At 41.8% G+C, this 14,588-nt stretch carries 13 protein-coding genes; all 13 read left to right on the forward strand.

Annotated elements, in window-relative coordinates; all coding sequences use genetic code 11:
- Positions 1-1,970 (forward strand): translation initiation factor IF-2 (gene infB / locus H5200_RS21425; protein ID WP_182762558.1); only part of this gene is annotated, 1,970 nt, incomplete at its 5' end.
- Positions 1,971-2,081: 111 nt separating this feature from the next.
- Positions 2,082-2,540, forward strand: a complete 459-nt coding sequence (gene rbfA / locus H5200_RS21430) for a 30S ribosome-binding factor RbfA (RefSeq protein ID WP_182740728.1) — start codon at positions 2,082-2,084, stop codon at positions 2,538-2,540.
- Positions 2,524-3,474 (forward strand): tRNA pseudouridine(55) synthase TruB, encoded by a 951-nt coding sequence (gene truB / locus H5200_RS21435; protein WP_145240440.1) that lies wholly within the window; start codon positions 2,524-2,526, stop codon positions 3,472-3,474. Before rbfA ends, truB begins: the two co-directional genes overlap by 17 nt.
- Positions 3,475-3,582: 108 nt before the next feature.
- Positions 3,583-3,852, forward strand: coding sequence for a 30S ribosomal protein S15 (rpsO, locus tag H5200_RS21440; protein WP_016707659.1), 270 nt, complete (start codon positions 3,583-3,585; stop codon positions 3,850-3,852).
- Positions 3,853-4,205: 353 nt separating this feature from the next.
- A complete protein-coding gene (pnp, locus tag H5200_RS21445) occupies positions 4,206-6,332 on the forward strand; it encodes a polyribonucleotide nucleotidyltransferase (protein ID WP_182762560.1) in 2,127 nt (708 codons plus the stop codon).
- A gap of 138 nt (positions 6,333-6,470) precedes the next feature.
- Positions 6,471-7,349 (forward strand): lipoprotein NlpI, encoded by an 879-nt coding sequence (gene nlpI / locus H5200_RS21450; RefSeq protein ID WP_182718695.1) that lies wholly within the window; start codon positions 6,471-6,473, stop codon positions 7,347-7,349.
- The gene (locus tag H5200_RS21455) at positions 7,333-8,544 is read left to right on the forward strand and encodes a hypothetical protein (RefSeq protein ID WP_182718694.1); all 1,212 of its coding nucleotides are present in this window, start codon (positions 7,333-7,335) and stop codon (positions 8,542-8,544) included. The genes nlpI and H5200_RS21455 overlap by 17 nt, the downstream gene beginning before the upstream one ends.
- Before the next feature lie 213 nt (positions 8,545-8,757).
- Positions 8,758-11,550, forward strand: coding sequence for a monovalent cation/H+ antiporter subunit A (locus tag H5200_RS21460; protein WP_182762562.1), 2,793 nt, complete (start codon positions 8,758-8,760; stop codon positions 11,548-11,550).
- Entirely contained in the window at positions 11,550-11,897 is a 348-nt protein-coding gene (locus tag H5200_RS21465) for a Na+/H+ antiporter subunit C (protein ID WP_145240450.1), read from the forward strand. Before H5200_RS21460 ends, H5200_RS21465 begins: the two co-directional genes overlap by 1 nt.
- Positions 11,894-13,411, forward strand: coding sequence for a monovalent cation/H+ antiporter subunit D (locus H5200_RS21470; RefSeq protein WP_182762564.1), 1,518 nt, complete (start codon positions 11,894-11,896; stop codon positions 13,409-13,411). Before H5200_RS21465 ends, H5200_RS21470 begins: the two co-directional genes overlap by 4 nt.
- Positions 13,411-13,947, forward strand: coding sequence for a Na+/H+ antiporter subunit E (locus tag H5200_RS21475; protein WP_145240454.1), 537 nt, complete (start codon positions 13,411-13,413; stop codon positions 13,945-13,947). Before H5200_RS21470 ends, H5200_RS21475 begins: the two co-directional genes overlap by 1 nt.
- On the forward strand, positions 13,941-14,210 hold the full coding sequence (locus tag H5200_RS21480) for a K+/H+ antiporter subunit F (protein WP_016707651.1): 270 nt from the start codon (positions 13,941-13,943) through the stop codon (positions 14,208-14,210). The genes H5200_RS21475 and H5200_RS21480 overlap by 7 nt, the downstream gene beginning before the upstream one ends.
- A gap of 11 nt (positions 14,211-14,221) precedes the next feature.
- Positions 14,222-14,554: a Na+/H+ antiporter subunit G gene (locus H5200_RS21485; protein WP_182718692.1), complete on the forward strand. Its 333-nt coding sequence runs from the start codon at positions 14,222-14,224 to the stop codon at positions 14,552-14,554.
- The last annotated feature ends 34 nt before the right edge of the window (positions 14,555-14,588 follow it).

Raw genomic sequence — 14,588 nt, forward strand, 5'->3', positions numbered from 1 at the left:
AGCGCGAAGAAACCGCTGATCACCACCTTACGACTTCTACTTACGCACGTGAAGCAGAAGATGCTGCTGATGCGCGTGATGAGCAAGGCACACGCCGTGCGAAGAAAAAGAAAAAAGCCCCAGCGAAGGAGAAATTTGTTCCTTCGAGAGGCAAGAAAAGCAAGCTAAAAGCACCAGCTTCATTACAACATGGCTTCCAAAAGCCAACGGTTGACGTGAAAAACGAAGTGCGTATTAGCGAAACAATTACAGTTGCTGAGCTTGCATCACGCATGGCCGTTAAGGGCGCTGAAGTTGTAAAAACAATGATGAAAATGGGTGACATGGTTACCATTAACCAAGTGATCGACCAAGAAGCTGCACAGTTAGTTGCAGAAGAAATGGGCCACAAAGTTATCATTGTTAAAGAAAACGAATTAGAGCAAACAGTACTAAATGACCGTCATGAAGATGGTAAATCTGAGCCACGTGCACCAGTAGTAACTGTAATGGGTCACGTTGACCACGGTAAAACGTCAACGCTTGATTATATTCGTTCAGCAAAAGTGGCCTCTGGCGAAGCCGGTGGTATCACACAGCATATCGGTGCTTATCATGTTGACGTAAATGGTAACATGATCACTTTCTTGGATACTCCAGGTCACGCGGCGTTTACGTCAATGCGTGCTCGTGGTGCTAAAGCAACAGATATCGTAATCCTAGTGGTTGCAGCAGATGATGGTGTAATGCCACAAACTAAAGAAGCGGTTCAGCATGCGCGTGCAGCTGGCGTTCCTTTAATTATCGCTGTTAACAAAATGGATAAAGAAGGCGTAGACCCAGATCGCGTTAAGAATGAGCTTGCTCAACTAGACGTTATTCCTGAAGAGTGGGGCGGTGATACACAGTATGTGCATATTTCTGCTAAAACTGGTTTAGGTATTGATGACCTCCTTGAAGCGGTATTAAACCAATCTGAGTTGTTAGAACTTACTGCTCCAACTGTGGGTATGGCTGCTGGTGTTGTTATTGAATCTCGTCTTGATAAAGGCCGTGGTCCAGTTGCTTCTATCCTTGTACAATCTGGTACGCTTAACCAAGGTGACATTGTATTATGTGGTCTTGAGTATGGTCGTGTTCGTGCAATGCGCGATGAAAACGGTAAAGACATCAAGTCTGCAGGTCCTTCAATCCCAGTTGAGATTTTAGGTCTATCTGGTATTCCAGCAGCGGGCGACGAAGCAACTGTAGTTAAAGACGAGCGTAAAGCCCGTGAAGTTGCACTTTACCGTCAAGGTAAATTCCGTGATGTTAAACTAGCACGTCAGCAAAAAGCGAAGCTTGAAAACATGTTTACTAACATGACTGAAGGCAATGTGTCTGAAGTTAATGTGGTACTTAAAGCAGACGTTCAAGGTTCAATCGAAGCAATCTCTGATTCATTGACTAAACTGTCAACAGATGAAGTTAAAGTGAAGATTGTAGGCTCAGGCGTAGGTGGTATCACTGAAACTGACGCAACCCTTGCTGCAGCATCTAATGCAATCGTGGTTGGCTTTAACGTTCGTGCTGATGCATCGGCACGTAAAGTAATTGAGTCTGAGAACTTAGACTTACGTTACTACAGCGTTATCTATAGCTTGATTGACGAAGTGAAGCAAGCTATGTCTGGTATGTTAGCACCAGAGTTCAAGCAAGAGATCATTGGTCTAGCTGAAGTTCGTGACGTGTTCAAGTCACCTAAAATTGGCGCTATCGCTGGTTGTATGGTTACTGAAGGTGTTATTAAACGTAGCGCACCAATTCGTGTACTTCGTGATAACGTGGTTATCTACGAAGGTGAGCTTGAGTCATTACGTCGCTTTAAAGATGACGTTGCTGATGTTCGTAACGGCATGGAATGTGGTATCGGCGTTAAGAACTACAATGATGTTCGCGTTGGTGACCAAATCGAAGTATTCGAAACAGTTGAAGTACAACGTACACTTTAATTGTTCGTAAGCTAAGATAATAAATGGGGGCTCAGCCCCCATTTGTGTATCCATTATTTAAATAACTTATTTATATTTCTCAATGAGTTATAATTTTTAGAGTAGAGTCTAATGAGAGAGTTTTCTCGTACTGATCGTGTTGCTCAGCAAATTCAAAAAGAAATTGCTGTTATTTTGCAACGTGAAATTAAAGATCCACGTTTAGGTATGGTTACAGTATCTGCTGTAGAAGTATCACGTGATTTATCTTATGCAAAAATCTTTATTACTGTGTTTAACACCCAAGATGAAGATGCTGCAAAGCAAAGTGCTAAAGTATTAAATGAAGCGACCGGTTATATTCGCTCACTACTTGGCAAACGCATTCGTGCCCGTATTATGCCAGAGCTTAAGTTTGTGGTTGATAATTCACTGATGGAAGGCATGCGTATTTCAAACCTTGTTGATTCTATTATTCGTGAAGATAAAGCAAAGCATGTAGATGACGAAGTTGATAGCGTAGATGATGCAGAGCATATCGACGAAACAGACAGCGAAAAAGGCACTAATACAGATGGCAAAGCGCAGTAAAGGCCGTCCAGTTGACGGTATTTTGTTGTTAAACAAACCAATAGGCATTTCATCAAATAAAGCGCTACAGCAAGCTAAAAGTGTGTATTTTGCACAAAAAGCGGGGCACACCGGTGCCCTTGATCCGCTTGCAACGGGTATGCTGCCTATCTGTTTTGGTGAAGCGACTAAATTTACTCAGTTTTTACTCGATACTGACAAAACCTATGTAGTTCGCGCTAAATTAGGTGAACGTACGACAACATCAGATTCTGATGGTGAAATTGTCAGTACTAAAGATGTCAATGTGACGGCTGAGCAACTTAGCGAAGAAATTGCTAAGTTTTTAGGTGAGTCAGATCAATACCCGTCAATGTATTCAGCGTTAAAATATGAAGGCCGACCTTTATATAAATATGCGCGTGAAGGCATTGAAGTACCTCGCAAGTGCAGAAAAATCAACGTATTTAGTTTAACACTAGATGAGTTCGATGAAGCTAATAACGAAGTGCAAATGACCGCCCATGTTTCAAAAGGTACTTATATTCGTACTATCGTCGATGACTTAGGCGAAAACCTGGGTTGTGGCGCGCATGTGATCATGTTGCATCGCAGTGCGGTAGGGCATTACCCTGCTGACAAAATGGTGTCACTTGAGCAGTTAGAAGCGTTATTAGTAAAAGCGAAACAAGAAGAGCTTACGCCTTCTACTTATCTTGATGAACTATTACTGCCAATGGACACCGCATTAGTTGGTCTACCTGTGGTTGAGCTCAGTAAAGAGCAAGGTAGTTCTTTTAGCCATGGTCAGGCGGTTGTACTTGATATTGAACTGCCAGAAGGGGCAATTAAAGTGCTCGCTGATGGTGTGTTTATTGGCACTGGTGAACGTAATCCTGATGGCCATTTAAAGTCAAAACGTGGCTTATCAAATCAGCAAGAAACAACAGCGTAAAGTTTAGCTTGTAGTTATTGCCGTAGCTGGTAGAATACGCCCGCTAATCGTTTTGGCTGAATTAGTGATCGGCTAAGACACCTTTTAAATTTTATTTTTGGAGTTACTATGTCACTAAGCAATCAAGAAAAGATCGATATCATCGCAAAATTCGCACGTGCAGAAGGCGACACTGGTTCACCTGAAGTACAAGTTGCACTTCTTACTTTTGATATCAACAAGCTTCAAGGTCACTTTGCTGATCACAAGCATGACTTCCACTCACGTCGTGGTCTGCTTCGTAAAGTAAGCACTCGCCGTAAACTGCTTGATTACCTTAAAGGTAAAGACATTGCACGTTATACTGCGTTAATCCAAGAACTTGGCCTACGTCGCTAAGAACTAGATTACATAGAAAGGAGCTTTATAGCTCCTTTTTTTGTGCCTGAAATTTCTCACTCTCTCTGTCCACAACAATTAATTCTCTTGAAATATCAAATAAAAGCCACATAGTTAGTGACAGCAAAGCACACTTTTTAGCGCGCCTATTATCACCACTTTTATCTAGGGACTAAGCTCGCAATTTTGCATTACTTTGTTATATACTATGCGCGTAGATAAAAAGGTTTATCTACGCTTATTCACATCATTGCCAATTGTAGTACTTAATTGATTTCCAACTGAATACAATTATGTACTGTAATTGGTACTTTGATGGCAACTTATTAGAACACATTTAAGGAACATTTTAAGTGCAAGCAATTATTAAAGAATTTCAACTAGGTCAACATACAGTTACCCTAGAAACCGGTGCAATCGCTCGTCAAGCAGACGGCGCAGTACTAGCAAGTATTGGCGACACATCAGTATTAGTTACTGTTGTTGGTAAGCGTGAAGCACAACCGGGCCAAGATTTTTTCCCACTAACAGTTAACTACCAAGAGCGTATGTACGCTGCAGGTCGTATCCCTGGTGGTTTCTTAAAGCGTGAAGGTCGTCCAAACGACGGTGAAACACTTATTGCACGTCTTATTGACCGTCCAATTCGTCCACTTTTCCCAAATGGTTTTGTAAACGAAGTACAAGTTATTGCTACTGTTGTTTCTGTTAACCCTGAAATTCAACCTGATATGGTTGCGATGATCGGTACTTCAGCAGCACTTGCTATCTCTGGTATCCCATTCAGTGGTCCAATTGGTGCAGCGCGCGTTGGTTACATCAACGGCGAATACGTACTTAACCCAACGTTAAAAGAGCTTGAAGAAAGCCAACTTGATTTAGTTGTTGCTGGTACTGATAACGCAGTACTTATGGTTGAATCAGAAGCTGACGTACTTGCAGAAGACGTTATGCTAGGTGCGGTTGTATATGGTCATGAGCAATCTCAAGCTATCATCAACGCAATCAACGAATTCAAAGCAGAAGCTGGCAAACCTACATGGGATTGGGCAGCACCTGAAAAGAACGTTGCTTTAGAAGATAAAGTAGCAGCAATCGCAGCTGATAAAGTAGGCGAAGCTTACCGCATCACTGATAAAGTGGCTCGTAAAGAAGCACTTGGCGTAGCTAAAGACGAAGTTGTTGCTGTATTAACAGCTGAGCTTGCTGAAGGCGAGTCACTAGACAAGCAAGAAGTTGGCAAAGTATTTGGTTCTCTTGAGAAGAAAATCGTACGTGGGCGCATCACTGCTGGCGAAAAACGTATCGATGGTCGTGAACCAGATATGATCCGTGCACTTGACGTAATGACTGGCGTATTGCCACGTACTCACGGCTCTGCAATCTTTACGCGTGGTGAAACTCAAGCACTTGTAACTGCTACACTTGGTACAGAACGTGATTCACAGTTAATCGATGATTTAACTGGCACACACAAAAACCACTTTATGCTTAACTATAACTTCCCTCCGTTCTGCGTAGGTGAAACAGGTTTTGTAGGTTCTCCTAAGCGTCGTGAAATCGGCCACGGTAACCTAGCTAAGCGTGGTATCCAAGCTGTAATGCCTACATTGACTGAGTTCCCTTACTCAATCCGTGTTGTATCTGAGATCACTGAATCAAATGGTTCATCTTCAATGGCATCAGTATGTGGTACTTCACTTGCACTTATGAATGCGGGTGTGCCAATTAAAGCGTCTGTTGCGGGTATCGCGATGGGTCTAGTTAAAGAAGACGAAAAATTCGTAGTTCTTTCTGATATCTTAGGTGATGAAGATCACTTAGGTGACATGGACTTTAAAGTAGCTGGTACTGCTGCAGGTATCACTGCACTACAGATGGATATCAAGATTGAAGGTATCACTCAAGAAATCATGCAAATTGCGCTTAAACAAGCAAAAGCTGCACGTTTACACATCTTAAGTGTGATGGACGAAGCGATTTCTGCACCATCTGAAGAGCTTTCAATGTTTGCTCCGCGTATCTACACTATGAAGATACCACAGAAGAAAATCGCAGAAGTTATCGGTAAAGGCGGCGCAACTATTCGTCAACTTACTGAAGAAACAGGTACTACGATTGAAATCGGTGATGACGGTACAATCAAAATTGCAGCAACAGACGGTGAAAGCGCAGCAAATGCAATTAGCCGCATTGAGCAATTAACAGCTGAACTAGAAGTAGGTACTATCTACGAAGGTAAAGTTGTACGTATCGTTGATTTCGGTGCGTTTGTAAACATTCTTCCTGGTAAAGATGGCCTAGTGCATATCTCTCAGATCAGTACTGAGCGCGTAAATAACGTGACAGATCACCTATCTGAAGGTCAAGAAGTTAAAGTTAAAGTACTAGAAGTAGACCGTCAAGGTCGTGTACGTTTAAGTATCAAAGAAGCAATGGAATCAGCAGCTGCCGCAGCTGATGCACCAACTGACGCTTAATTGTTGATATTTAATCCAGATATTCTCTGGATAATATAAAAAGGGGCTGTATAGCCTCTTTTTTTATGCTTTAATGAAACCTCTTTGGATAACACTTGTCCTATCAGTTTGCTACTTATCTTGGTATAAAGGATTTTAATGATACTTAAACACATAGCCTTGGCATCGTTTGCTATTCTGTCTTTAAGCGCCTGTCAATCTACTTCGCAAGCACAACCGACTGCGATTGTGAATGTGCCTTTCACTGCGCCTTTAGCGTCTGATTTTCGTAGTGAAATAGCGATAGCTCGTTATTCTGAATTATTAAATCGTGCTGATCTAGCGCCAGATCAACAAGCAAAATTATTTTATGACCGTGGCGTATTATTTGATAGTTTAGGTATGTCTACCTTGGCGCGGATTGATTTTAATCGTGCTGTGCAATTGAAGCCCGATTTAGCCGAAGTGTATAACTTTTTAGGTATTCACCATACCTTGATGCAACAATTTGAAAAAGCCTATGAATTTTTTGATTCAGCGTTAGAACTCAATGAGCAACACGAATATGCCTACTTAAATCGTGGTATTGCTCTTTACTATGGCGATAGAGCAAATCTTGCAGCAGCTGATCTTAAAGAGTTTTTATCTCGTTCGCCAAGTGATCCTTACCGGGTGTTATGGCTTTATCTAGCGCAAGCAAGCGCTGATCCTGTGCAAGCTTTAGCAAACTTAAAAAGCAATGCACAAGGGCTGGATGATAGCCAATGGGCGTATAGTTTAATATCACTTTATTTGGGCGATATGAGCGAGCAGAGCTTTTTAACAAGTCTTGCCGATGGTGTTAAAACTGAACAAGAATATGCGCAGCGGCTATGCGAAGCTTACTTTTATTTAGCTAAAATATATCAAGCTAAAGGGCTTGATTATCAAGCCGCAGATTTCTTTCGTTTAGCACTTGCCACCAATGTGCATGAGTTTGTGGAATATAAATATGCCCGTTTAGAGCTTGAGTTAATGGCTGGTGAAAACGACAGTTAAATTATTTATTAGTGTTGTTGTTATGCTGAGTTTGGGATATTTACCAAGCTCAGTTAATCAGCATCGCGATATTGCCTTTTGGCATGTAAAACATACCCCAGATTCTATTCTTATTAGTTATTATCGTTTTATTGACGATTTTAATGCTCAGCTTAATTCATTGACTGATGCTACCTTATACTTATTAGCTATAAATGCTGTTACAGATGCACAATTTGCTTGGGCACTGCGGTTACTAACAAATGATCAAGCACAATCGGCTTTACCTTTTTGGCGTGTTAGCGTGGCTCAGCAAAGTGTTGATAAGCGCCGCAGACTCAGTGCATTGTTACTGCAATCAGAACGTTGGGATGATTTAACATCACTGGCAGAGCAACACCTGTTGCCTGCAAGTCATGCGGCAGAACAATTAAAATTACACCATGGCGCCACACCGGCGAGTATTGACCAAAGCTTTGCCAGTCATGAGGGATTTTTATTATCCTTTTCACAGCTGCAAGCGCAACCGCAGTGTCAGTTTAATGTGTTGATGATGACAGATCATCGCCAAGGTTTAGCAAAACTTAATGCATTTAAAATTCGTTATCAACAACACCCCCAACCGAGCTCAGGCAGTTTTTGTTTTAGTAAGCCGATTTATTTAGGGGACTCCATAAACTGCCAACAACAGCCGCAACATGCCGCTAAATGTGATTGGCAGCCTTTAGCTCACAATAAAGCTTGGCCAACGGGCTTTGATTTTATAGTGATGATGACCGCAACTGGCTCAGGCAATGTGCAAGGTGGCATAATGCACTTAAACTCGGCGAGTTATTACGGTTTATTTTTACATGAGCTGATGCACTTTAACGGCTTTGAAGATGAGTATCCATTACCCGCAGCGAAGCAGGCGTGGTTATGTAATCAAAAAGGCTTGGTGGCGCCGAACCTTTTTATTGCCAATGATCTTACACCACCGGCTGGCTGGCAGCTAAGTGATAGCTGTCAAACACCAATTAAAGCATATAAACCAAGTCATAACTGGTCAATAATGCAATATCAACAAATCCCTTTGTCAGTGCATTATCAACAATTATGGTTGCAACAAATTACTGATCCGAGCTATCAACCACTACGATTTAGCGACTATTTTCAGCAATTTAAAGCACCTATGAACTTTATAAACAAAATGACAAAAAAAAATATTGAGGGATAAAGTTGTAAATAATATGCTGTCAGCACTAAAATAGTACAAAATAACAGCAGGTAGAAGGGCTTACTATAGACAAAATCGTCGCTGATCAGTATAACTATATACCTATAAAGCGTTTATTGAAGCTAAAATTAAAACCATCCGAAATGACCAGTACTAAACTAAAACTAACTAGCAGTGTATTGATACTCTTATGACTTCAAAAGGTTTCTCTCTATGACTTTGCTCTGGATACCCCTGTTATCCTTAATTGGCAGTGTTATTTCTTCCTGCACCGGCAAATTGACTCGTAATCAATCTACGAGCTTAACTATGCTAGCGCCTTTATGCGCCTTAGCAATTGCGATTTATCACACGCCAGCGGTTTTAGCTGGTGAGACAATTCGCTTTACCACACAATGGATACCAGCGCTGGGTATGGAGCTGGCTTTTCGCCTAGATGGCTTAAGCTTATTGTTTATCTTTATGATCTTAGGGATCGGGTTGCTGGTTATTTTTTATACCCGTTATTACCTAAGTAATAATGACTCGATGCCAAAATTATACTGTTACTTAATGCTGTTTATGACTGCAATGCTCGGTATTGTGATGTCGAATAACGTGATTCAACTATGGCTGTTTTGGGAATTAACCAGTATTAGCTCATTTTTGTTAATCAGTTTTTGGTGGCATAAATCAGAGGCCCGTAAAGGGGCACGTATGGCATTAGCAGTCACTGGAGCAGGCGGATTAGCTCTACTAGGCGGCTTACTTCTGCTTGGTGATATTGTTGGTAGCTATGATCTAGACGTTATTTTAGCTAGCAAAACATTGATCCAGTCACATGACTTATACGAAGTTGCATTAGTGTTGGTATTGCTAGGTGCATTTACTAAATCAGCTCAATTCCCATTTCATTTTTGGTTACCGCACGCAATGGCAGCCCCAACGCCAGTGAGTGCCTATTTGCATTCAGCGACTATGGTAAAAGCCGGTATCTTCCTACTTGCACGTTTTTATCCAGCGTTAGCTGGAACAGATATCTGGTTTATTTTGGTTGCCATGACCGGCTTAACAACGTTATTGGTCGGCGCCTACATCGCTTTATTTAAGCATGATTTAAAAGGGCTGCTGGCGTATTCAACCATTAGTCATTTAGGTTTGATCACTTTATTACTTGGGTTAGATACTGAACTTGCCACAGTAGCGGCAATATTTCATATTATTAACCATGCAACGTTTAAAGCGTCATTATTTATGGCCACCGGTATTATTGATCATGAAACTGGTACGCGAGATATGCGTAAGCTCAATGGTATGTGGCGATTTATGCCTTATACAGCGACACTGGCAATGGTTGCGGCGGCGGCAATGGCTGGGGTGCCGCTATTAAATGGTTTCTTGTCAAAAGAAATGTTTTTTGCAGAAACCTTACATCAACAAATACTAGGTTCTATGTCGTGGCTTATTCCTGTATTAGCAACTCTAGCGGCTGCTTTTTCTGTGGCATATTCGGCACGCTTTATTCACGATGTATTCTTTAATGGCGACCCAATCAATTTACCAAAAACACCGCATGAGCCTCCTCGCTATATGCGTGTGCCAATCGAAATACTCGTTGTGTTGTGTTTACTAGTCGGTATGTTTCCAAACTTTGTGGTTGATGGTATTTTGTCAGCGGCGTCGCTAGCAGTTCTTGGGGAAGCGACACCACAGTTTAAACTGTCAATTTGGCATGGTTTTAATTTACCATTGCTTATGAGTGCGATGGCTGTCGTGGGCGGTGTATTTATATATATTCAGCGTAAGCACTTATTTAAGTTTCAAGCATCACTACCTCCATTAAATGCTAAAAAAACCTTTGAGCGGTTTGTCTATGCGATCATTAAGTGGAGTCAAGAAAAAATCAGCAGCACCGAAAATGGTTCTCTGCAACGTTACATTGTTGTGATGTTGGGGGTCGTATTGTTGTGTGCTGGTTGGCCATTGTTTGAAATGAACGCTTTGGCGGGTACTGCGCCACGTACGCCGATCGATTTTCATAATGCCATTGGTGCAGGTTTAATGATCATCGGTGCCATTAGCACTGTGATTTGGCATCGCTCACGGATGGTATCGTTATTGATGATATCAATCGTAGGGTTAATGGTTTCAGTGGCATTTACTCGCTTCTCAGCGCCCGATTTAGCGCTTACACAATTAACCGTAGAGGTAGTGACAGTCATTTTATTAATGCTGGCATTATTCTTCTTACCGCAACGCACACCTAAAGAGTCGAGTTCATTACGTATTTTACGTGATTTAGGGATTGCCTCAGCAGTGGGGGTGGTTATTGCCAGTATTTGTTATGCATTATTAACGCGTCCGCTTGAGTCAATTTCAGATTTCTTTATCGCCAATGCAAAAACTGGCGGAGGCGGTACCAACGTCGTAAACGTTATTTTGGTTGATTTCAGGGGCTTTGATACCCTAGGGGAAATCACGGTACTGGGTATTGCAGCGTTAGGTATTTATAAAGTATTAACTAATTTACCATTGTTTATGCCAGCCAGCGACAGTGAAGGTCGCCCTTGGGCGCGAGAACGTCATCCTCTGTTATTAGCCAGTATTTCACAAAGTTTATTGCCATTGGCGTTATTAGTCTCTGCGTATATCTTTTTGCGCGGTCATAACTTACCTGGTGGGGGCTTTATTGCCGGGTTAGTCACTGCAATTGCCTTTATTTTGCAGTATATGGCTCATGGTTCAATTTGGATCTCTAAGCGCTTTGATGTGAACTATCGAAAGATCATTGCCTCGGGTATCGCCATTGCAATGTTAACAGGGCTAGGAAGTTGGGCATTTGGACGACCGTTTTTAACCACTTGGTTTGAATATTTTGATGTGCCATTTATCGGCAAAGTAGAACTGGCCAGTGCCATCGTATTTGATTTAGGTGTTTACATGACCGTAGTCGGCGCGACCTTAATGATACTCGCAAGCCTAGGTAAGTTAACCGCAGATACACCTAAGAAAGAGGTAAATATTTAATGGAACTGTTATACGCATCATGCGTTGGTGTATTGGTGACTTGTGGGGTGTACTTGATCCTAAGAGCACGGACTTTTCCGGTAGTATTAGGGTTAACGATGCTGTCATACGCAGTGAACTTATTTTTATTCTCTGCGGGGCGCTTAACTATTAATAAAGCCGTCGTGCTTGGTACTGGCACTGACTATGCCGATCCGCTGCCGCAAGCTTTAGTTTTGACTGCCATTGTAATTGGTTTTGCAATGACCGCCTTTGTCGTGATTTTGGCAATTCGTGGTCGTGCTGATTTAGGCAATGATCATGTAGATGGTCACTTAGGTAAAATTGAACACAAGGAGCACAAATGATCCAGCATCTAGCTTCTTGGCCAATTTTATTACCTATGCTTGCCGGCATTATTTTACTGTTACCTCCCTGTGGGAAAAGTATTCCTATTCGTCGTGTTACCTCTGTAGTCATGGCATTATTAAACACTTTCGTCAGTGCGCTATTATTATGGCAAGTTTTCCACTCAGGCATTATTGTGTATGCCATCGGCGGCTGGCAAGCCCCATTTGGGATCGTGCTGGTTGCTGATTTAGTGTCAGTCCTACTGGTGTTACTAACGTCATTTCTAGGTTTGGCTGTTACTGTTTACAGCTGTATGGGAGATGATGAAAAAGGGGGCTTTTTTCATCCTTTAGTACACTTTTTGGTACTGGGTGTTAACGGTGCGTTTTTAACAGGGGATTTATTCAACCTGTTTGTATTTTTTGAAGTGCTGTTAATTGCTTCCTACTCATTACTAATGCATGACGGTGATAAACACAAAACGCGATCAGCCATTCAATACGTGAGTTTAAACCTGATTGGATCGAGTGTTTTTTTGATTGCACTGGGTATTTTATATGGTGTATTAGGCACCTTGAATATTGCCGATATGGCACAAAAAGTGTCGCAGTTACAGGGCGATGACGTCTACCTTGCAAAAATTGGTGGGTTATTACTGCTGGTTGTTTTTGCGCTAAAAGGCGCATTGTTACCACTGCACTTATGGTTACCCAATACTTACGCTAGTGCAATGCCTGTGGTGGCAGCATTATTCGCAATTATGACTAAAGTGGGTGTATACGCAATGCTGCGTGTCTATACCGTTATCTTTGGTGATGAAGCAGGACAACTTGCACACATGGCACAACCATGGTTGTGGGGCTTGGCCGTTGCAACTATTATAGTTGGCTCCATTGGTGTTGTTGCCGCGCAAGATTTACGTAAGCTCACTGCTAATTTAGTGATTGTATCGGTGGGGACGTTAGTCGCCTTAGTCGCATTACAAAACATTAATGCCACAGCGGCGCTGTTGTATTACTTAGTGCATTCAACCTTAGTGTGCGCGGCCTTATTTTTAGTGGCCGACCTAATTGCTCATCAGCGTGGTAAAGTTGCGGATCGTTTTGCGCCAGGACGCGGCGTAGCGCAACCATACTTATTAGGCACGTGCTTTATTATTGCTGCTTTAGCTGTAGTCGGCATGCCACCACTGTCAGGGTTTATTGGTAAAGTGTGGATTTTAAAAACCACCTTAGATAGCGAAAAAGCATTGCTATTTTGGCCTGTTTACTTGCTTGCCAGCTTTGCATTATTGGTCGCATTATCTCGAGCGGGTACTACCTTGTTTTGGGAACGCAAACACCAAGACAGTGAACCGACTGAAGGAGTAAAAGCGCATCCATTGCAGGTCACGGCAATAATTGCTTTATTAGTTTGTTCGCCTTTGTTAGTGATCTTTGGCGGCGCAGTAAGTGAATATATGATTGCTGCTGCTACGCAATTGCATGATATTACCGGTGGTATCAATACGGTACTTGGAGGGGGCTTATAATGCGTTTAGAATCACGTTTTCGTTGGTTACCAACACCTTTTCGCAGTGCATTATTGTTTGTCGTATGGCTGCTACTTAATAACAGCGTATCGGCAGGTCATATAGTGTTGGCTGTGATATTCGCTATTTTAATTCCTTTAGTCAGTTTTCCATTTCGCGAACCACAACCGCTTATTATTAAGCCCGGTTTAGCGCTAAAGCAGTTAATCATCGTGATGTACGACATTATTACCGCCAATATGCAAGTCGCATTGCTTATTCTTGGGCCAGTTAAAAAACTGCGTCCCGCGTTTGTAAAAGTACCAATAGAGCTCAGTCATGCTATGCCTATCACTATTTTGGCAAGCACAGTATCGCTCACACCGGGCACCGTAAGTGCAGAGGTATATCCGATACCTGAATCTCTCGCTGAGGGTGAGCAACCAACGCAGCGTTATTTGCTTATTCATGTATTAGATTTAGATGACGAACAAGCATTGATCGACACCATTAAACAACGTTACGAAGCACCTCTTAAGGAGATATTTCAATGTTAGAAACGGTCTTTTTAATTGTTTTTGCAATGATTGGTTTATCGTTACTGCTTAACTTATGGCGTTTGGTGGTAGGCCCTTCTGTACCTGACCGCATTTTAGCGCTAGATACTATGTATATTAATACCATAGCGTTAATTATTTTATACGGTATGAGTATGGGCACAGGGTTGTATTTTGAAGCTGCACTGTTAATCGCGATGCTTGGCTTTGTAAGTACAGTAGCGGTATGTAAGTACTTGTTACGTGGCGACATCATCGAATAAAGGGTAATAACATGATCAGTGAATGGATAGTTTCTATATTATTATTAATCGGTGGTGCATTTATATTAATAGGCTCGATAGGCCTTATCAAAATGCCGGACTTTTTTATGCGTCTGCATGGTCCTACAAAAGCTACAACCCTTGGCATGGCTGGAATGCTAATCGCCGCGATGATATTTTTTAGCAACACGCAAGATGGCGTTAGTGTCAAAGAATTATTGATCTCAATTTTCTTATTGATCACCGCACCGATCAGCGGTTACATGCTAATAAAATCAGCAATACACCATAAACTAAAAGCCAAAGACGGCACCAAAGGTTTGGATAACATCGAAGACGATTAATTTTTTGAAGATTGAAGATTGAAGATTGAAGATT

The sequence above is a fragment of the Pseudoalteromonas sp. SG43-7 genome (genome assembly GCF_014164295.1).
Lineage (GTDB): Bacteria > Pseudomonadota > Gammaproteobacteria > Enterobacterales > Alteromonadaceae > Pseudoalteromonas > Pseudoalteromonas rhizosphaerae.

Excerpts from the sequence above, each read along its gene's own strand:
- rbfA (WP_182740728.1), top strand. The coding sequence starts at position 2,082 with ATGAGAGAGTTTTCTCGTACTGATCGTGTTGCTCAGCAAATTCAAAAA.
- truB (WP_145240440.1), top strand. The coding sequence starts at position 2,524 with ATGGCAAAGCGCAGTAAAGGCCGTCCAGTTGACGGTATTTTGTTGTTA.
- rpsO (WP_016707659.1), top strand. The coding sequence starts at position 3,583 with ATGTCACTAAGCAATCAAGAAAAGATCGATATCATCGCAAAATTCGCA.
- nlpI (WP_182718695.1), top strand. The coding sequence starts at position 6,471 with ATGATACTTAAACACATAGCCTTGGCATCGTTTGCTATTCTGTCTTTA.
- H5200_RS21460 (WP_182762562.1), top strand. The coding sequence starts at position 8,758 with ATGACTTTGCTCTGGATACCCCTGTTATCCTTAATTGGCAGTGTTATT.
- H5200_RS21465 (WP_145240450.1), top strand. The coding sequence starts at position 11,550 with ATGGAACTGTTATACGCATCATGCGTTGGTGTATTGGTGACTTGTGGG.
- H5200_RS21470 (WP_182762564.1), top strand. The coding sequence starts at position 11,894 with ATGATCCAGCATCTAGCTTCTTGGCCAATTTTATTACCTATGCTTGCC.
- H5200_RS21475 (WP_145240454.1), top strand. The coding sequence starts at position 13,411 with ATGCGTTTAGAATCACGTTTTCGTTGGTTACCAACACCTTTTCGCAGT.
- H5200_RS21480 (WP_016707651.1), top strand. The coding sequence starts at position 13,941 with ATGTTAGAAACGGTCTTTTTAATTGTTTTTGCAATGATTGGTTTATCG.
- H5200_RS21485 (WP_182718692.1), top strand. The coding sequence starts at position 14,222 with ATGATCAGTGAATGGATAGTTTCTATATTATTATTAATCGGTGGTGCA.